We start from the raw sequence: 15,459 nt of genomic DNA, 5'->3' as shown, positions 1-15,459 counted from the left end.
TTATTATGCGTGTATGGTCATGTGTGTATAGTACAGATCACACGCACCCTCCCCCCTAGTCATGTTTAATTTTTTTTTAAAAGCCCGGCTTGACAAGTATTTATCCCTTTGATGATTCCATTGGTTCAAATAGTTCACTCACCCTTTCCTGAAGTTCATTGGCCAGCTCCTTTCGGTTTTTTCTGGTAACCGGCGTATCTGAAAAACTCATCGTGCAATTTATTCTGCGATTGGCCGCAAGCATCATCACATGTTTGTGGAATGGATCCCTTGCACCATAGAAACAAACACTGCGTTCTGCCGGCAGGTCGCCTCTTTCGGTATCTGTTTCATAGCGAATCGATGCATAGTAAACCGGAATCTCCATGGTTGAAGGGAATTCAAGAAGCGGCGGCCTGAATGGCAGTATCTTCTCTCCCCCAGAAGTGGTTCCCTCCGGGAATACAACCACACCCTGGTACCGGGTAAGACTATTCGTTAGAATCGAATTTACGCGCTTTACGTCCCGTTTACGTGATCTGTCTACAAATATAACCCCCATGGTTGCAACCATAAAGCCAAGTACAGGCCAGCTTCTTACCTCTTTCTTTGCAACAAATGTGCATTTCAGGTTCAGAAACATGGGTACGATATCAATATAGCTCAGATGGTTCGACACCAGGAAGAACGGCGGCTCGGGGGCTTTGCCCTCTACATTGATTTTGATATTCAGGATTCTCGACACCCCTCTCGACCAGGTGCGCATATGGAGATTACGCAGGGGATGGTAATTAAATCCGGCCAACCTGAAAAAAAGATAGGGTACCAGGTAGAGCAGATACGTCATCATTGTGAACACTATCAGCAATGAAACCCTGAATATGGATCTGAATTTTCGCATCTGTAGTGTAAGTTGATTTGACAGCGTGCAGATAAAAGCACGGATGATTACCGCTCAAATCCAAAAAAAATCAGCCGAAAAAGAGTTTTCTGGTTCTGTCGGATATGTTTTCAACGTCAAGCAGAATCAAACAGTGGGCAAGCATCAGCTCTTTATCAAAGGATGGCTCACTGCAAACGGTGGAATCAACGTTCAGATAGTTTTCAAAAAGTGGAGGAAGGTCAATCTTGTCCGATTTTTCATATTTCAGGTCCGGGTTGATCTTGTATTCGGGTTTTGCCTCAATGTAAAAATCCGGATGGTAATACCCCCTTTCCCTGAGGTATCTGCAGGTATTGAGAATGAGTCCAAAGTCGGTTGTTCCAAAAGCTGCGTACCCGAAAAGATAGCGTTTCTCGAAGTGAGTCAAATAACCGGCAAAACCTTTCCAAAGCAGAAAAAGAACTCTTCCGCTTCTGTGCTCCGGACTAATACAGGCTCTGCCCACTTCCACTGCATTTTTTATTACATGGTCCGGAAACTGATCAAGCCTGAAACGTTTTTCGCTGACAAAACCGTTGCCCGCTTTGGCCTGCTCGTATGTTTGCAATCTGTAGGTACCGATAACTTGCTCTGAATCATTATCCACAACAATCAGGTGATGGGCCTGATCATCATATTCATCTTTATCCCGTTCCCCGGAAAAAGTAAACTGACGCTCCAGTTCCTCTTTGAAAACACGGTACCTCAGCTGAAGGGCAGCATCGACCTCATCTTCTGTTCTGGCAAATTTTATCGTATACTTTTTGCTTTCTATATCAGAGAGCACCTGATTTTTTATTAGCAAATCGTGTCTGTGATTCTATTTATTAGTATTTCAATCCCCGCAATTGTACAAAGATTACCTGAAACTTTTTAACCTAATTTTATGCTCAGGGTTAATTGTAACTCACAATTTACAAAATACGTTCTATCAGGCTGCCAACGCAACCCATCCAATCCAATAAAACTGAACGGACATATGAAGAGTCGAACCCTGACTGTTTTTTATTTTATATTGCACCGGCCCTGCATAGACGGCAGTTTAACTATGACAGGTTAAACTAACCCAACTACAATCCTCATTTTTTTTGAATACGACCAGGCAGCAAGTATCACCCTTTAAGGAGTTCAACGTTTATATCATTTTTGGTATAACGCTCTCTGCAGTAATGGGAGTTTCAAGTATTGCTCCAGCTTTCCCATCCATAGCGCGTTCTTTAGGCGTTTCATCTGCACAAATCGGGCTGCTCATTACATTTTTTACCCTGCCCGGAATCTTTTTCACGCCTATATTTGGAATTCTGGCCGACCGGTACAGCAGAAAAGTTATCCTGGTCCCTTCACTATTCCTGTTTGGAATTGCAGGAACGGCTTGTGCCTACGCTGACAGTTTTAACCAGTTGCTTCTTTTTCGGGTATTTCAGGGTATTGGAAGTGCAGCCCTGGGAGTTCTTAATCTCACCCTTATCGGTGATCTTTACGAAGGGCATAAACGCGCGGTTGTAATGGGATATAACGGGAGCGTTCTCAGTATAGGAACGGCACTATATCCGGCTATCGGAGGCGCGCTCGCGATAATGGGATGGTATTACCCGTTTTTTCTCAGCCTGCTGGCACTTCCTGTTGGACTCGTTGCCCTTTTCTTTCTCAAACAGGAAAACACGGGAAACGGAATGGAAATGAAGCTTTACTTCCGCGAAATCAGATCCGCGCTGATGTCAAAAATGGTGCTTGGATTGTTTCTGGGTATGTTCCTTACATTCATCATACTTTATGGAGGTTACATTACCTTTTTTACAATTCTGCTGGACGAAAAATTTGGTCAGAGTTCATTTGCCATAGGTGTGATTTTATCGGGTTCATCCCTGGTTACGGCAATCACATCCGCTCAGCTTGGAAAACTTGCACTGCGATTCAGTGAAAAAAACCTCATTACAGCAGCTGCACTGCTTTATTCCATTATCTTCTTTATGGTACCTGTAATTGATAATATCTGGTACTTTATTCTGCCGATCAGCCTCTTCGGTGTAGCACAGGGTATGAATATTCCAAGCATTCTGAATCTGCTTACAGGTTATGCCCCCAGCGATTTCCGGGCTGCTTTTCTTTCCGTGAACTGGATGGTTATGCGGGTCGGACAGGCATTGGGGCCCTATGTTTTGGGGCTGGTCTATCTGCATATCAGCCTCGAAGGTACATTCTATGTCACAGCCCTGGCCGGTGTTCTATTTCTGCTGGTTTGCATCTTTCTGATTCGACCCGGCAAAGCGCATGCTGATACCATTGACGATACCCCCGCTGAACACGATATGGAATAGTGAATACCGGCGGTTAGATTAGAGCCCATGGGATTCCGGGAAATTGCAATACTGCACGCTCCATTCTCTTACCCACACGGATACATATTCCATTCACACAGACGGTTGAAACGGACAGCACAAACTATATTCTGAAGCCTCTGAGATAGGCAACTGCAAATGAATATTCAGATTTGCGGTAACACAGAACATGGTCTGTTTACCAACGCAGCAGGTTCACCCTTGTAATGTCTACGGAGAGATTGTTCCGGAAGATTGCAATGATAATAGCCAGTCCCACAACAGCTTCTGCAGCAGCTACAGAAAGCGAGAAAAATACGAGAATCTGACCTGCCACATCACCATGATAGGCACTAAAAGAGATCAAAGCGAGGTTCACGGAATTCAGCATCAATTCAATGCACATAAAAATGACAATCGCATTCCGCCGAATAAGTACACCGATCATGCCAATCACAAAGAGGACAGCGCTTAGGGCAAGATACCAATCAATTCCTATCATTCTGTTTCTCCGGTTTGCTTCGTCTTAAATTGGGCAACCATAAGAGCTCCTACAACGGCAGCGGTTAGCAGTATAGCGGTCATTTCAAATGCAAAAAGATAGTCTGTGTAAAGCACATCCCCCAGGGATTCGACGGTACCCACCTGTATCATTTCGGAGGAGATCTCCGGCAGCATATCCGTTACACCGCCAATACTGTATAAAATCTGTGCAAATACAATCACACCCAACAAAAAGGCCAAAAGGTATTTCACTCTGAACTTGTCAAAAAGGCTCTCCTCTTTGTCAACGTTCAAGAGCATAATTACGAAGAGAAAAAGCACCATAATTGCTCCCGCATAGACCAGAATCTGGATAAGTGCCAGGAACTGAGCCTGGAGCAGAAGGTATACACCCGAAAGAGTTACCAGATTTACCACGAGCAATAGTGCACTGTTTACTGTGCTGTTCGACATTACCATGCCCAGTGCCGATGCAATGGCGAGAACAGACAGAACGACAAAAATGTATATTTCCATTTTTCAGGTTTGATTAGACGGCATCTAAGGTAGCCAAATTTAAAAATGGCATCAAGGGAACCCTTGCACTTTTAGTGATTAAATGAAATAAATCAATCCTGCAATACCAACCGCCCAGCAATAGAATGAGAATAAATAGAATTTGTCTTTTCTGAGCAGGATAATCAGATATTTCAGAGACAGGTAACCGGACGTAAAGGATGCAACAAATCCACCGATTAAAGCAAGTACCGCTCCATATTCAATCCCGTTTTGTGCTATTTCCAGTAGCTCAAGCAGCATGGCACCAGCCAGTACGGGAAGAACCATTAAAAAGGAAAAATCAGCCACGCTCTCCCTTTTTACTCCGCTGAAAAGCCCCACAGAGATGGTTGAACCGGATCGCGAAATGCCGGGCAGGATGGCAAATGCCTGTGCCACGCCCATTATCAGACCTCTTTTTACATCCACTTCATTTTTAGGGTGCTTAACAAATTTTGTCGAAAAGAGAAGTGTACCGGTTACAAGCAGCATACCCGATACCATTACAGGATTCATAAAGATCTCTTCCACTTGATCCTTTAGTGTAAAACCTACCAGCATGGCAGGTATCATACTTAGCAGAATGATGAAACTGTACCGTGTATTTCCGTCAGTGCGAAGTCTTCCTGCTTTTATTCCTGACGGTGTCAAGCTTGTAAATAAATCTTTCAGAATAGCGAATAACCGTTCCCGAAAATAGAATGCAATACTGCAGAAAGAACCGAAGTGGACAACAATTTCAAATGTTATCCCCGGAACCAGCTCTCTGCCGACAAGTGCCCGCGCCAGGGCCAGGTGCCCTGAACTGCTGACGGGAAGAAACTCGGTAATTCCCTGAAGTATCCCCAATAAAATTGCCTGTAATAAATCCATAGTGAATACTGTTTATGCAGAACACCCTAACGAAACCCGTTTACGTGCAATCTCTTTGCAGCTGATTGAAATTATTCGTTCTTTAGTTGCCATTTACAGCCGATGAATGTATCAAAAATTAAAGTTAACCCATAGTAAAGATTCCTAATGAGCAACGATGTGGATATGCGCGCACTGGGCGAGAAAATTGAGCTCCACAGTGCATTTATCGATGACATATACAGTGAACTTGATAAGGTAATTGTAGGTCAGAGGTATATGATTGACCGCCTGCTGATCGGTCTGCTTGCCGACGGGCACGTATTGCTTGAGGGCGTTCCGGGACTTGCGAAAACACTTACCGTCTCATCCCTGGCAAAAGTGATCAACACCAAATTTCAACGGATCCAGTTTACACCCGATCTTTTGCCGGCCGATCTGATCGGAACCCTGATCTATAATCAGAAGGAGTCGCAGTTCACCGTCAAAAAGGGTCCTATCTTTGCAAATATTGTACTGGCTGACGAAATCAACCGATCTCCGGCCAAAGTGCAGAGTGCACTCCTTGAAGCAATGCAGGAGAAGCAGGTTACCATAAGCGAAACCACGTTTCCCCTTGAAGCACCTTTTCTCGTTCTTGCCACGCAAAATCCGGTTGAACAGGAAGGGACCTATAATCTGCCTGAAGCTCAGGTTGATCGCTTTATGCTGAAACTCAAAGTTGGATATCCAACCGAGAGTGAAGAACTTGAGATTATGCGTCGTATGGCTAAAACAGGGCAAAAACCGGAACTGAAACCGGTTACCGATGCCGAAACCATTCTAAAAGCCCGTGACGTAATTAATGAAATTTATACAGACGAGAAAGTGGAGCGCTATATCGTTGATTTAATTTTCGCGACCCGATATCCTGACCGCTTCGATATGGCCGATCTGAAGGAGTTAATCAGTTTCGGTGCTTCACCAAGAGCCTCCATCAATATGAATCTTGCAGCACGGGCACATGCCTTCATGGAACACCGTGCCTATGTTACTCCGGAGGATGTAAGAGTGATTGCACAGGATGTTTTGCGTCACAGAATTATACCCACTTTTGAGGCTGAGGCAGAAGATATTTCACCTGAAGATATTGTACAAAAGATCCTTTCATCTGTACAGGTTCCATAAACGGTTTATTTTTCAACCGATTTCGAACCGTCATTAAATACTTCAAGCTAGTTTACATCCAAACAATAGTATCTCTCTATAGTTCAGGTCTGTCGGCATTTATATCAAAAATATAAAACCGGATTAAGTAAAGACCGTAATCAAATACTTTTATTATTCGGGGTTGTTCGGGTTGATTTTGAGAGATTTTTATATTTTTATGTCAGGATATATTTTTAATTATATCAAATAACTGACCTCCATATCATGAAAGTAAAACTTGTTCCCCGCTCAAAAGTACGTGTTTCCAGAAAAAGCAGTTCCAAATATTCCAAATTAAAAGAGAAACTGGGTGATTTAAAGCCGGGCGGGGATGCACTGCAAATTAAGTACAGTGACAAGAAAGAGTTGAACTCTATCAGAAATATTGCCTACACGTACAACAAAGAGAACAATACGAAGATCCGCAGTAATTCTGACAGCTCAAAGAATTTGATCTATTTCTATATCGACAAGTGAATCACTGATAAACTTAGTGGATAAAAAAAAAGGCTCCTGAATGGAGCCTTTTTTGTGCAAGCTTTACAAATTACCGATGTCAGAGTCTCTTACTCCTCTTCATCAGCTTCTTTGTCTTTCTTTTCCTTTTCAGCAAGCTTTTCGGCAAGACCTGAAACTTCACCAAGTGTCGGTGTTCCGGTTTCAACGTTTTCGCTTTTCACCTTCTTCCTTGTCTTGGATTTGGCTTTCTTCAGCTCGCCTTCAACTTGTGATATTTCAATCGTTTTGCTGGGCTCATCAAATTCTGCAACAAACCCTGCGACGGTATCACCTTCACTGAATGCGTCTTTAAGACTGTCGACCGGTTCAGCAAGCTTGTCAGCAGCAAGAAAGGCATCCACTCCCAAAGGCAGTTCAATGAACATACCCTTGTCGGTAATTTTGGTAACCTTTCCTTCTACCTTCGCACCCAGGCCGTACTCCTCTGCATACTGTTCCCAGGGGTTGTCCTGAACCTGCTTATGGCCAAGTGTAATGCGTCGATTTTCAAAATCGATAGCCAGAATTACGACTTCCAGCTCCTGACCTTTGTCAACCACTTCATTGGGGTGATCTACGTTTTCTGTCCAGCTGAGATCAGATACGTGTACCAGACCGTCAATTCCGGGCTCAAGCTCAATAAATACACCAAAGTTGGTGAGGTTACGAACTACACCCTTATGCTTGGATCCGATTGGGTAGCGCTCTGCAAGATCTTCCCATGGATCTTTCTCAAGCTGCTTCACGCCCAGGGAAATCTTTTTCTCCTCCTCATTGATGTTCAGAACAACACACTCAATAATGTCATCTTTCTGAACAAGCTGAGAGGGATGTTTGATATGCTGGGTCCAGCTCATTTCACTAATGTGAATCAGGCCTTCAACACCTTTTTCAAGCTCAATGAATGCTCCGTAATCTGCTATGGATACCACGCGGCCCTGAACTCGCATGTTTTCGGGATATTTGATATCAATATCGTCCCACGGATGCGGCTGAAGCTGCTTCAGTCCAAGGGATACACGCTTTGAATCCTCATCAAAGTCAATAACCGCTACGTTCATTCGCTGGTCAAGCCGCACAATCTCTTCCGGATGATCTACGCGACCCCAGGAGAGATCCGTGATGTGAAGCAGTCCGTCAACACCACCAAGATCGATGAACACACCGAAGTCGGTAATGTTTTTAACTATACCCTCGAGAACCTGACCGGCTTCGATGGTTTCAAGAATTTCCTGACGCTGATCTTCCAGATCGCTTTCAATAAGCGCACGGTGCGATACCACAACGTTTTCAGCCTGCATGTTGAGCTTCACAATCTGGAACTCCATGGTTTTGCCCACATAGGCGTCAAAGTCGCGAACAGGACGTACGTCAATTTGTGAGCCGGGCAGGAAGGCATCGATGCCGAAAATATCCACAACCATACCGCCTTTAATGCGGCGTTGAATATAACCTTCGATTACTTCTCCGGTCTCGTGAGCTTTTTCAATTGTCTCCCAGGCCTGAAGTATGTCAGCTTTCTTTCTGGAGAGAATAAGCTGGCCTTCACGGTCTTCAACCCTGTCGAGAAACACTTCCACTTCATCACCGGGCTGGAGATTTTCAAGTACCTTGTTTGAAAATTCGTTGGCGGGAACAATTCCTTCTGATTTAAAACCGATGTCAACAATGACATATTTTTCATCTACGGAAACTACAATTCCGGTAACAATCTCTTTTTCTTCAATTTCACTGAGCGTGTTCTCATACATGCCCGCGAGCTCATGAAATTCCTCATCGGTATAGTCTTCTGATGCTGCCTGCAGTTCATCAAAGGTGTAGGTTTTACCCTCAACCTCACCGTCAAATGTGTGGATGGTATTTTCCTCTTCTGCGGCTACGGCAACTTCTTCATCTTCATTCTCTTGTTTTTCACTGCCGGCTTCTTCTGCAATCACGGCTGTTTCTGCTGCTTCTGTCTCTTTGGTTTCAGCTGCAGCTTCAGCTTCTTCGTTCAGTTCTTCTTTATTGTTTAGTTCTTCAGTCATTTAGGTTATTTGTTAAAACAGAGCCACGTCCCGACGTTCGAAACGGGATTTTTAATTAAGGTTTCAGTTTAAGTTCTTCGTCAATGATCTCCAGCATCTCCGAGAGCTGTTCTTCAAATGACTTGCCTGAGGTATCTACTACAATAGCGTCTTCAGCCTTGCGAAGCGGATCACTTTTCCTGTTTGAGTCTTTGTGATCACGTTCTGCAAGATTCTGTTTCACCTGTTCCAGGGTAACGTCGTTTTCTGTGCCTTCGATCTCTTTGAACCGGCGCGCTGCGCGTTCATCGAGTGACGCATCCATGTAAAATTTCAGTTCGGCATCCGGAAAGACGGCCGTACCCAGGTCGCGCCCGTCAGCTACAAAAACACCCTGTGCAACCAATTTTTTCATGTAACCATTTACAAACGAACGCGATCTTGGATCAGAGGCAATTTCACTCACATGATTTGCAACTTCCTGTAACCGGATCTTATCGGTGATATTTTCACCGTTGGCTTGAACATGAAAAACCTGATTGCTGTAATCGGTTTGCAATTCAATTTCAGACAGATTTTCAAAGAATTCGGCTTTATCCGGTTTTCCACGCCTCAACCACAGATATGTTAACGCCCTGTACAAAGCCCCTGAATCCAGGAACTGAATATGAAGGCTGTTGGCTATCGCTTTGGCGGTAGAACTTTTTCCGGACCCGGCCGGCCCATCGATGACAATGATCATTTCAGAGAACAGTTAAAATAAATTTTTATAGTCTAACATTCAATCCATTCTTGTAAGTTGGATTCAGAACCCGTAATTTTGGAATCTGTTTAAGATAACGAGTATTCAACTGTAATCACCAATGCATTATGCCACAGCATAAATCAGCAATCAAGCGCCTTCGACAAGACGAAAAGCGTAAAAAGCACAACAACACCCGTCGCTCAAGAATGAGAACACTGATAAAGAATGTTCTCAACGCAACTGATAAAGAGTCAGCTGAGAAGCATCTTAAAGCTGCAACCAGTTATATTGACAAACTTACTAATAAAGGGATTATCCACAGCAACAACGCGGCCCGCAAAAAAGCGAAACTTACCCGGCACGTTAATAATCTGTAATCCCCTCTCCTTTGGCCAATACAACAAAGAAAGCTCTTCTGGTAATTCTGGACGGATTCGGGATTGCAGACAATCCCGACGTTAGCGCTGTTGACAAGGCCGATAAACCATTTTACGACTCCCTCATAAATAACTACCCCAACTCGAAGCTTTCTGCAAGCGGAGAAAGCGTAGGGCTTCCTGAGGGTCAGTTTGGCAATTCAGAGGTTGGTCACCTCAATATAGGTGCCGGAAGAATTGTATGGCAAGAGCTCTCCAGAATTAATAAATCAATTCGTGACGGGGATTTCTTTGAAAATTCCGTTCTGACTAAAGCTTTTGAAAAAGCCTCCTCCCGAAATCGCGTTCACATCATGGGGCTATTTTCTGACGGAGGGGTTCACAGTCATAACAATCACCTCTTCGCCCTGCTTGAAATGGCGCACCATTTTGGCATCGAGCATACTTTTGTACACGCTTTCACAGACGGGCGCGACACTTCGCCTCACGGTGGCGCTGAATATGCCCGCCAATTTGAAGAGAAAGCAGAAGAAATCGGTACAGGAACACTCGCATCAATCGTAGGGCGGTACTATGCTATGGACCGCGACAATCGCTGGGAACGAACCCGGAAAGCATACGAACTTCTTCTTGACGGCAAAGGAGCGGTGTACAACTCGGCCGAAAAGGTTTTCAGTGAGAGTTACAATGACGATATAACGGATGAATTCATACTCCCGCATCGCATTAAAACAACTGAGAACAGCCGAATCAGAAAGGGCGACGTTGTAATTTTTTATAACATCCGCGGAGATCGAGCACGGCAAATCACAAAAGCTCTGTTTCAGAACGAAGATGTTCCTTTTGAAACCAGGCCACTCGATCTGCACTATGTTACGTTTACATCATACGATGATACGTTCAACAGCTTTGCCGAAGTGGCATTCCCTCCCGTTCGTCTGAAAAATACCCTGGGAGAAGTAGTGAGTGCCCACCGGTTAAAGCAGCTTCGCATAGCGGAAACAGAAAAATACCCGCATGTAACCTATTTCTTCAACGGCGGCGAGGAGATCCCCAATCCGGGGGAAGACAGAATTATGGTGCCGAGCCCAAAAGTGGCTACTTATGACCTGAAACCTGAAATGAGCGCTGAAGAGGTTACAAACCGTCTTTGTGAGGAGCTTGAAAAAGAAACCTACAGCCTGGCGGTACTCAATTTTGCCAATCCGGATATGGTTGGCCATACCGGCGTTATGGAGGCGGCCATAAAAGCTGTCGAAACGGTTGATCATCAGCTGAAACGAGTCGTGAATACAGCCACCGAACACGGCTACCAGGTACTGATCATTGCCGATCACGGCAACGCCGATTGTCTTGTTCAAAAAGACGGCAGCCCGCACACGGCACACACAACTGCACCCGTTCCCGTAATCCTTGTAGGTGAAGATAAAAGCGTTGATCTTACCCAGGGAATTCTTGCCGATGTTGCCCCTACTCTTCTCCACATGATGAATATTGAAAAGCCCGAAGAGATGACGGGCAGTTCGCTCTTCTGACACTCACTTCACCGCCGTCAGAATTCACCTTATATTCTACCAATTCGTTTGCATTTCGTATGGCTCCATACTACTTTCGTACTGTATATGAACTAAAGGTTTCGTTCGCTCGTTACCATTTCAGTAACTAATTTTTTTTAATAAGTTAAATCGCTGCAGGTCCCGTTATGGAGGGTAATTTTTCTAGTAAAGTCCGAGACGTGATTCAGTTCAGCCGGGAAGAGGCTCTCAGGCTGGGTCATGACTACATCGGTACAGAACATTTAATACTGGGCATTGTCCGGCTTGGTGACGGCGTCGCGATTCGTATTTTGAAGAATCTTGATTGTGATCTTTTCAAGCTTAAAAAGACCATTGAAGACACCGTACGAGGAACCGGAGGTACAGTCACCGTAGGCAACATTCCCCTCACCAAACAGGCGGAAAAAGTTTTACGGATTACATACCTCGAAGCCAAACTTTATAAAAGCGACACGATCGGAACCGAACACCTGCTGCTTTCTCTTTTACGCGATGAAGAAAACATCGCGGCCCAGATCCTGCAGCAGTTCAACGTCTCCTATGATGCAGTCCGGGAAGAACTCGACATGATTATTTCAGGCAATACCCGCGACACGGATCAGGATGATGCCCGATCAGCTTCTGCAAGCATATCACAACCTCCAAGAGGATCTCAATCATCAGGCAGTTCACGAGAAAAGAAAATGGAAAAGTCAAAAACACCCGTACTTGATAATTTTGGAAGGGATCTAACCCAGCTGGCCGAAGATGGAAAACTCGACCCAATCATTGGCCGGGAAAAAGAAATTGAACGCGTAGCCCAGGTACTGAGCAGGCGGAAAAAGAACAACCCGGTACTGATCGGCGAGCCCGGAGTCGGTAAAACAGCCATAGCCGAAGGACTGGCTTCCCGTATTGTTGAAAGGAAGGTCTCACGAGTTCTGTATGATAAGCGCGTAATAGCACTCGACCTTGCAGCACTTGTTGCAGGAACCAAATACCGCGGACAGTTCGAAGAGCGTATGAAAGCCGTGATGAGTGAACTTGAAAAAACAGACAATGTGATTCTGTTTATTGATGAGCTCCACACAATTGTAGGTGCCGGTGGCGCCAGCGGCTCCCTTGATGCGTCCAACATGCTGAAGCCCGCTCTGGCCCGGGGCGAAGTGCAGGCAATCGGTGCTACAACATTAAATGAGTATCGCCAGTACATTGAGAAAGATGGAGCTCTGGAGCGGCGTTTTCAGAAAATTATGGTTGAGCCCACATCCGTTGATGAAACGAAGGAAATTCTCAACCAGATTAAAAACAAGTATGAGAAGCACCACAGCGTCCGATATACACCGGAAGCTATCGAAGCTTGTGTAAAACTTACCGACCGGTATGTAACGGATCACTTCCTTCCCGATAAGGCTATCGATGCCCTTGATGAAGTAGGCGCCCGTGTTCACTTGTCAAATATAACCGTACCGGATCATATTCTGGAGCTTGAAGAGGAGATTGACAAAACCAGCCATGAGAAAAATTCCATGGTGAAAAAACAGCGGTTCGAAGAAGCAGCCAGGTTGCGGGATACCGAGAAGCGCCTCATGGAAGAACTTGATCAGGCTCAGAAAGAGTGGGAGAAGGAATCAGAGCATATTGTTTTTGATGTAAGTGAGGATGATGTGGCTTCGGTCGTGGCAATGATGAGTGGTGTACCGGTCAATAAAATCTCACAAAAAGAGGGCCAGAAACTACTCAAAATGCAGAATGAGCTCAGCAGCAAGATTGTGGGCCAGAACGAAGCTATTCAAAAGCTTACAAAAGCAATTCAGAGAACCCGCGCCGGACTCAAAGATCCTGCTCGCCCAATAGGCTCCTTTATCTTCCTCGGACCTACCGGAGTAGGTAAAACCGAAATGGCTAAAGTACTTGCGAAGTATCTGTTCGACAAGGAGGAAGCTCTCATACGAATCGATATGAGTGAATACATGGAGAAATTCAGTGTTTCGCGGCTGGTTGGAGCTCCTCCCGGATATGTGGGGTATGAGGAAGGCGGAATACTTACAGAAAAAGTCCGTCGAAAACCCTACAGTGTTGTATTGCTCGACGAAATTGAGAAAGCCCACCCTGATGTGTTCAATATCCTGCTTCAGGTACTCGATGACGGTATACTCACGGACAGTCTGGGCAGAAAAGTGGACTTCCGAAATACCATAATTATCATGACCTCCAATATTGGCGCGCGTGACATCCGGAACATGGGTAAAGGCATTGGATTCTCGTCCTCGGATGAGGCATTCGACTACGCCCAAATGAAATCAACTATTCAGGATGCACTGAAAAAGGTTTTCAACCCTGAGTTTCTGAACAGAATAGATGATGTACTTACATTCCGTCCGCTGGAAAAAGAGGATATCTTCAAAATTATTGACATCCTTGCAGAGGAGCTCTTTAACAGGATTGAAAATCTCGGCTATGAGCTTGAAATCACCAAAGGAGCCAAAGATTTTATTTCAGATAAAGGATTTGACCCCAAGTTTGGTGCACGACCGCTAAAAAGAGCTATTCAAAAGTACGTGGAAGATCCGCTTGCAGAAGAGCTCTTAGGCGTAGAACATCCCGCTGGATCAATTGTCAAGATAAAGATGAATAAATCCAGGGACGGACTAGAGTTTGACTGGTCAGAACCTGAGAAAACAGCTTCCGGCAGCGGAGAAAAAGAAGATTCAGGTACTGAATCCGAATCTGAGCAAGAAGCCAGCGCATAAACCCGGCTTTTGCCTTGAGCAAACCGGCCCGGATCATCATTGACTGATAGTCCAACCGGCCGGTTTTCCTTCATTTTTTTTAAAATGAAGTGCGTATTTCAAGTTCCTGATTCAGACCTTTCATGCGGTAAGTTCCCGTGGACGTTCGCACAATAGAGAGATAATCTTTTTCCCGCATAACCGCAGTTCTGTCAAGATTGGTTCTTGCAATTTGTCTCCTTCCCACATGAACTGCTATCACGGTTGCATCGGCTACGGATGAACCGGAAGCATTTCCTCCAAAGACAAGAATGGTTTCATCTTCAGGTATGTATTCTCCGTAGAGAATCGCTGTCCGGGAGCTGCTGCTGCCTACTCTTTCACCTGTTATGATGTTAAATACCTGCACTCTCCCTGCACCGTAGGCAGTAAGAAATTCTCCTCTCCCGCTCAGGGTCACACCCAGCCGTTCAGGTTCAAGATCCATCGTATGAATTTCGTTTCCAAAGCGGTCGTAAACATGCACGCGGTCGCTGGCCTGGCCGCTTGTCAAAACCGTAATGAACAGGCCATCATCCGCTACACGCACCTGTTTGATCTCCCTTGAGTCAGATCTGAAAAACTCTGTAACATCCCCTTGCCCATATACAATCTGGGCTCTTGATCCTGTTCGGCTATCGTAGGAGATTACCGGATTATACAGAACGATAGTTTTTCCTTCAGGATCGGCAGCAAGGCGGGAAATCTGTTCTCCGCCTGAGCTCTGTGAACTATTTGATATGGAGTACACTACGGAACCGTCCGCATCAAAAAATGTGAAGTTGGCAATATTGTCTCTCGCAACGGCCCGTCCGTCATCAAATTGGTATACCGCAATACTTTCATCGGAAGAGTTGAAAAATTCGAGTTCCGTATTTGCAACTGAATTACCGTAATAGTCGAGCATGCGGTAAGCTACCATACCATTTCTTGTCATCGCCCCGATTTTATTCCCACCGGGAGAAACCGACCAGGACATGGTATTTGTTACCCTGTTTCCTTTTACTGAAAGATCGCTACCTGTAACTTCCGCAACCCCGGATTTGAGAACGACCTGATCGTCAGTTCTTCCTGCTTGTCCATCGGCAATTGAGACGGTTACCGATTGTGCAATAACAGATTGAATTGATAGTGATAATACGGCGAAAACCAACAGATGCTTCATTGAAAGGAACTATAATGTTTTATATTGATGGCACTAAAGAACGAAAATTTCTTCATGAAATG

The 15,459-nt window shown here is 44.9% G+C and carries 14 protein-coding genes; 6 read left to right on the top strand and 8 right to left on the bottom strand.

Annotation, left to right across the window (positions count from 1 at the left end):
* Positions 1 to 100: 100 nt before the first annotated feature.
* A complete protein-coding gene (locus DDZ15_RS10210) occupies positions 101 to 880 on the bottom strand; it encodes a lysophospholipid acyltransferase family protein (RefSeq protein ID WP_109646991.1) in 780 nt (259 codons plus the stop codon).
* A 70-nt stretch (positions 881 to 950) separates the two neighbouring features.
* Entirely contained in the window at positions 951 to 1,706 is a 756-nt protein-coding gene (locus DDZ15_RS10205; protein ID WP_109646990.1) for a GNAT family N-acetyltransferase, read from the bottom strand.
* A 283-nt stretch (positions 1,707 to 1,989) separates the two neighbouring features.
* Here DDZ15_RS10205 and DDZ15_RS10200 point away from each other — a divergent pair, with 283 nt between their 5' ends.
* A complete protein-coding gene (locus DDZ15_RS10200; protein WP_109646989.1) occupies positions 1,990 to 3,219 on the top strand; it encodes an MFS transporter in 1,230 nt (409 codons plus the stop codon).
* A gap of 199 nt (positions 3,220 to 3,418) precedes the next feature.
* On the opposite strand, the gene nuoK is transcribed toward DDZ15_RS10200, so the two are convergent.
* From nuoK to DDZ15_RS10185, 3 genes are all read right to left on the bottom strand, one after another.
* A complete protein-coding gene (gene nuoK / locus DDZ15_RS10195) occupies positions 3,419 to 3,721 on the bottom strand; it encodes an NADH-quinone oxidoreductase subunit NuoK (protein WP_109646988.1) in 303 nt (100 codons plus the stop codon).
* Complete coding sequence (locus DDZ15_RS10190; protein WP_109646987.1) at positions 3,718 to 4,239, bottom strand: NADH-quinone oxidoreductase subunit J family protein; 522 nt, start codon at positions 4,237 to 4,239, stop codon at positions 3,718 to 3,720. The genes nuoK and DDZ15_RS10190 overlap by 4 nt, the downstream gene beginning before the upstream one ends.
* A gap of 78 nt (positions 4,240 to 4,317) precedes the next feature.
* Positions 4,318 to 5,133, bottom strand: coding sequence for an undecaprenyl-diphosphate phosphatase (locus DDZ15_RS10185; protein ID WP_109646986.1), 816 nt, complete (start codon positions 5,131 to 5,133; stop codon positions 4,318 to 4,320).
* A 147-nt stretch (positions 5,134 to 5,280) separates the two neighbouring features.
* Here DDZ15_RS10185 and DDZ15_RS10180 point away from each other — a divergent pair, with 147 nt between their 5' ends.
* Positions 5,281 to 6,279: an AAA family ATPase gene (locus DDZ15_RS10180; RefSeq protein WP_109646985.1), complete on the top strand. Its 999-nt coding sequence runs from the start codon at positions 5,281 to 5,283 to the stop codon at positions 6,277 to 6,279.
* Positions 6,280 to 6,525: 246 nt separating this feature from the next.
* Complete coding sequence (locus DDZ15_RS10175) at positions 6,526 to 6,777, top strand: hypothetical protein (protein WP_109646984.1); 252 nt, start codon at positions 6,526 to 6,528, stop codon at positions 6,775 to 6,777.
* A gap of 89 nt (positions 6,778 to 6,866) precedes the next feature.
* Here DDZ15_RS10175 and rpsA read toward each other — a convergent pair whose 3' ends face one another.
* Both rpsA and cmk read right to left on the bottom strand, forming a co-directional pair.
* Positions 6,867 to 8,825 (bottom strand): 30S ribosomal protein S1, encoded by a 1,959-nt coding sequence (gene rpsA, locus DDZ15_RS10170; RefSeq protein ID WP_109646983.1) that lies wholly within the window; start codon positions 8,823 to 8,825, stop codon positions 6,867 to 6,869.
* 55 nt (positions 8,826 to 8,880) lie between these two features.
* The gene (gene cmk / locus DDZ15_RS10165; RefSeq protein ID WP_109646982.1) at positions 8,881 to 9,546 is read right to left on the bottom strand and encodes a (d)CMP kinase; all 666 of its coding nucleotides are present in this window, start codon (positions 9,544 to 9,546) and stop codon (positions 8,881 to 8,883) included.
* Between the two features lie 128 nt (positions 9,547 to 9,674).
* Between cmk and rpsT the strand changes: the two genes are divergently transcribed.
* The 3 genes from rpsT (at position 9,675) to DDZ15_RS10150 (ending at position 14,214) form a co-directional block, all read left to right on the top strand.
* Entirely contained in the window at positions 9,675 to 9,926 is a 252-nt protein-coding gene (rpsT, locus tag DDZ15_RS10160; RefSeq protein ID WP_109646981.1) for a 30S ribosomal protein S20, read from the top strand.
* Between the two features lie 11 nt (positions 9,927 to 9,937).
* Positions 9,938 to 11,461: a 2,3-bisphosphoglycerate-independent phosphoglycerate mutase gene (gene gpmI, locus DDZ15_RS10155; RefSeq protein ID WP_109646980.1), complete on the top strand. Its 1,524-nt coding sequence runs from the start codon at positions 9,938 to 9,940 to the stop codon at positions 11,459 to 11,461.
* 167 nt (positions 11,462 to 11,628) lie between these two features.
* On the top strand, positions 11,629 to 14,214 hold the full coding sequence (locus tag DDZ15_RS10150; RefSeq protein ID WP_109646979.1) for an ATP-dependent Clp protease ATP-binding subunit: 2,586 nt from the start codon (positions 11,629 to 11,631) through the stop codon (positions 14,212 to 14,214).
* A gap of 79 nt (positions 14,215 to 14,293) precedes the next feature.
* Here the strand turns inward: DDZ15_RS10150 and DDZ15_RS10145 are convergent, their stop codons facing one another.
* The gene (locus tag DDZ15_RS10145; RefSeq protein ID WP_109646978.1) at positions 14,294 to 15,397 is read right to left on the bottom strand and encodes a hypothetical protein; all 1,104 of its coding nucleotides are present in this window, start codon (positions 15,395 to 15,397) and stop codon (positions 14,294 to 14,296) included.
* Positions 15,398 to 15,459 lie beyond the last annotated feature (62 nt).

The organism is Rhodohalobacter mucosus, assembly GCF_003150675.1.
GTDB lineage: Bacteria > Bacteroidota > Rhodothermia > Balneolales > Balneolaceae > Rhodohalobacter > Rhodohalobacter mucosus.
The sequence above is the reverse complement of the archived record's forward strand: the minus strand, read 5'-3'. Positions and strand labels throughout refer to the sequence as shown.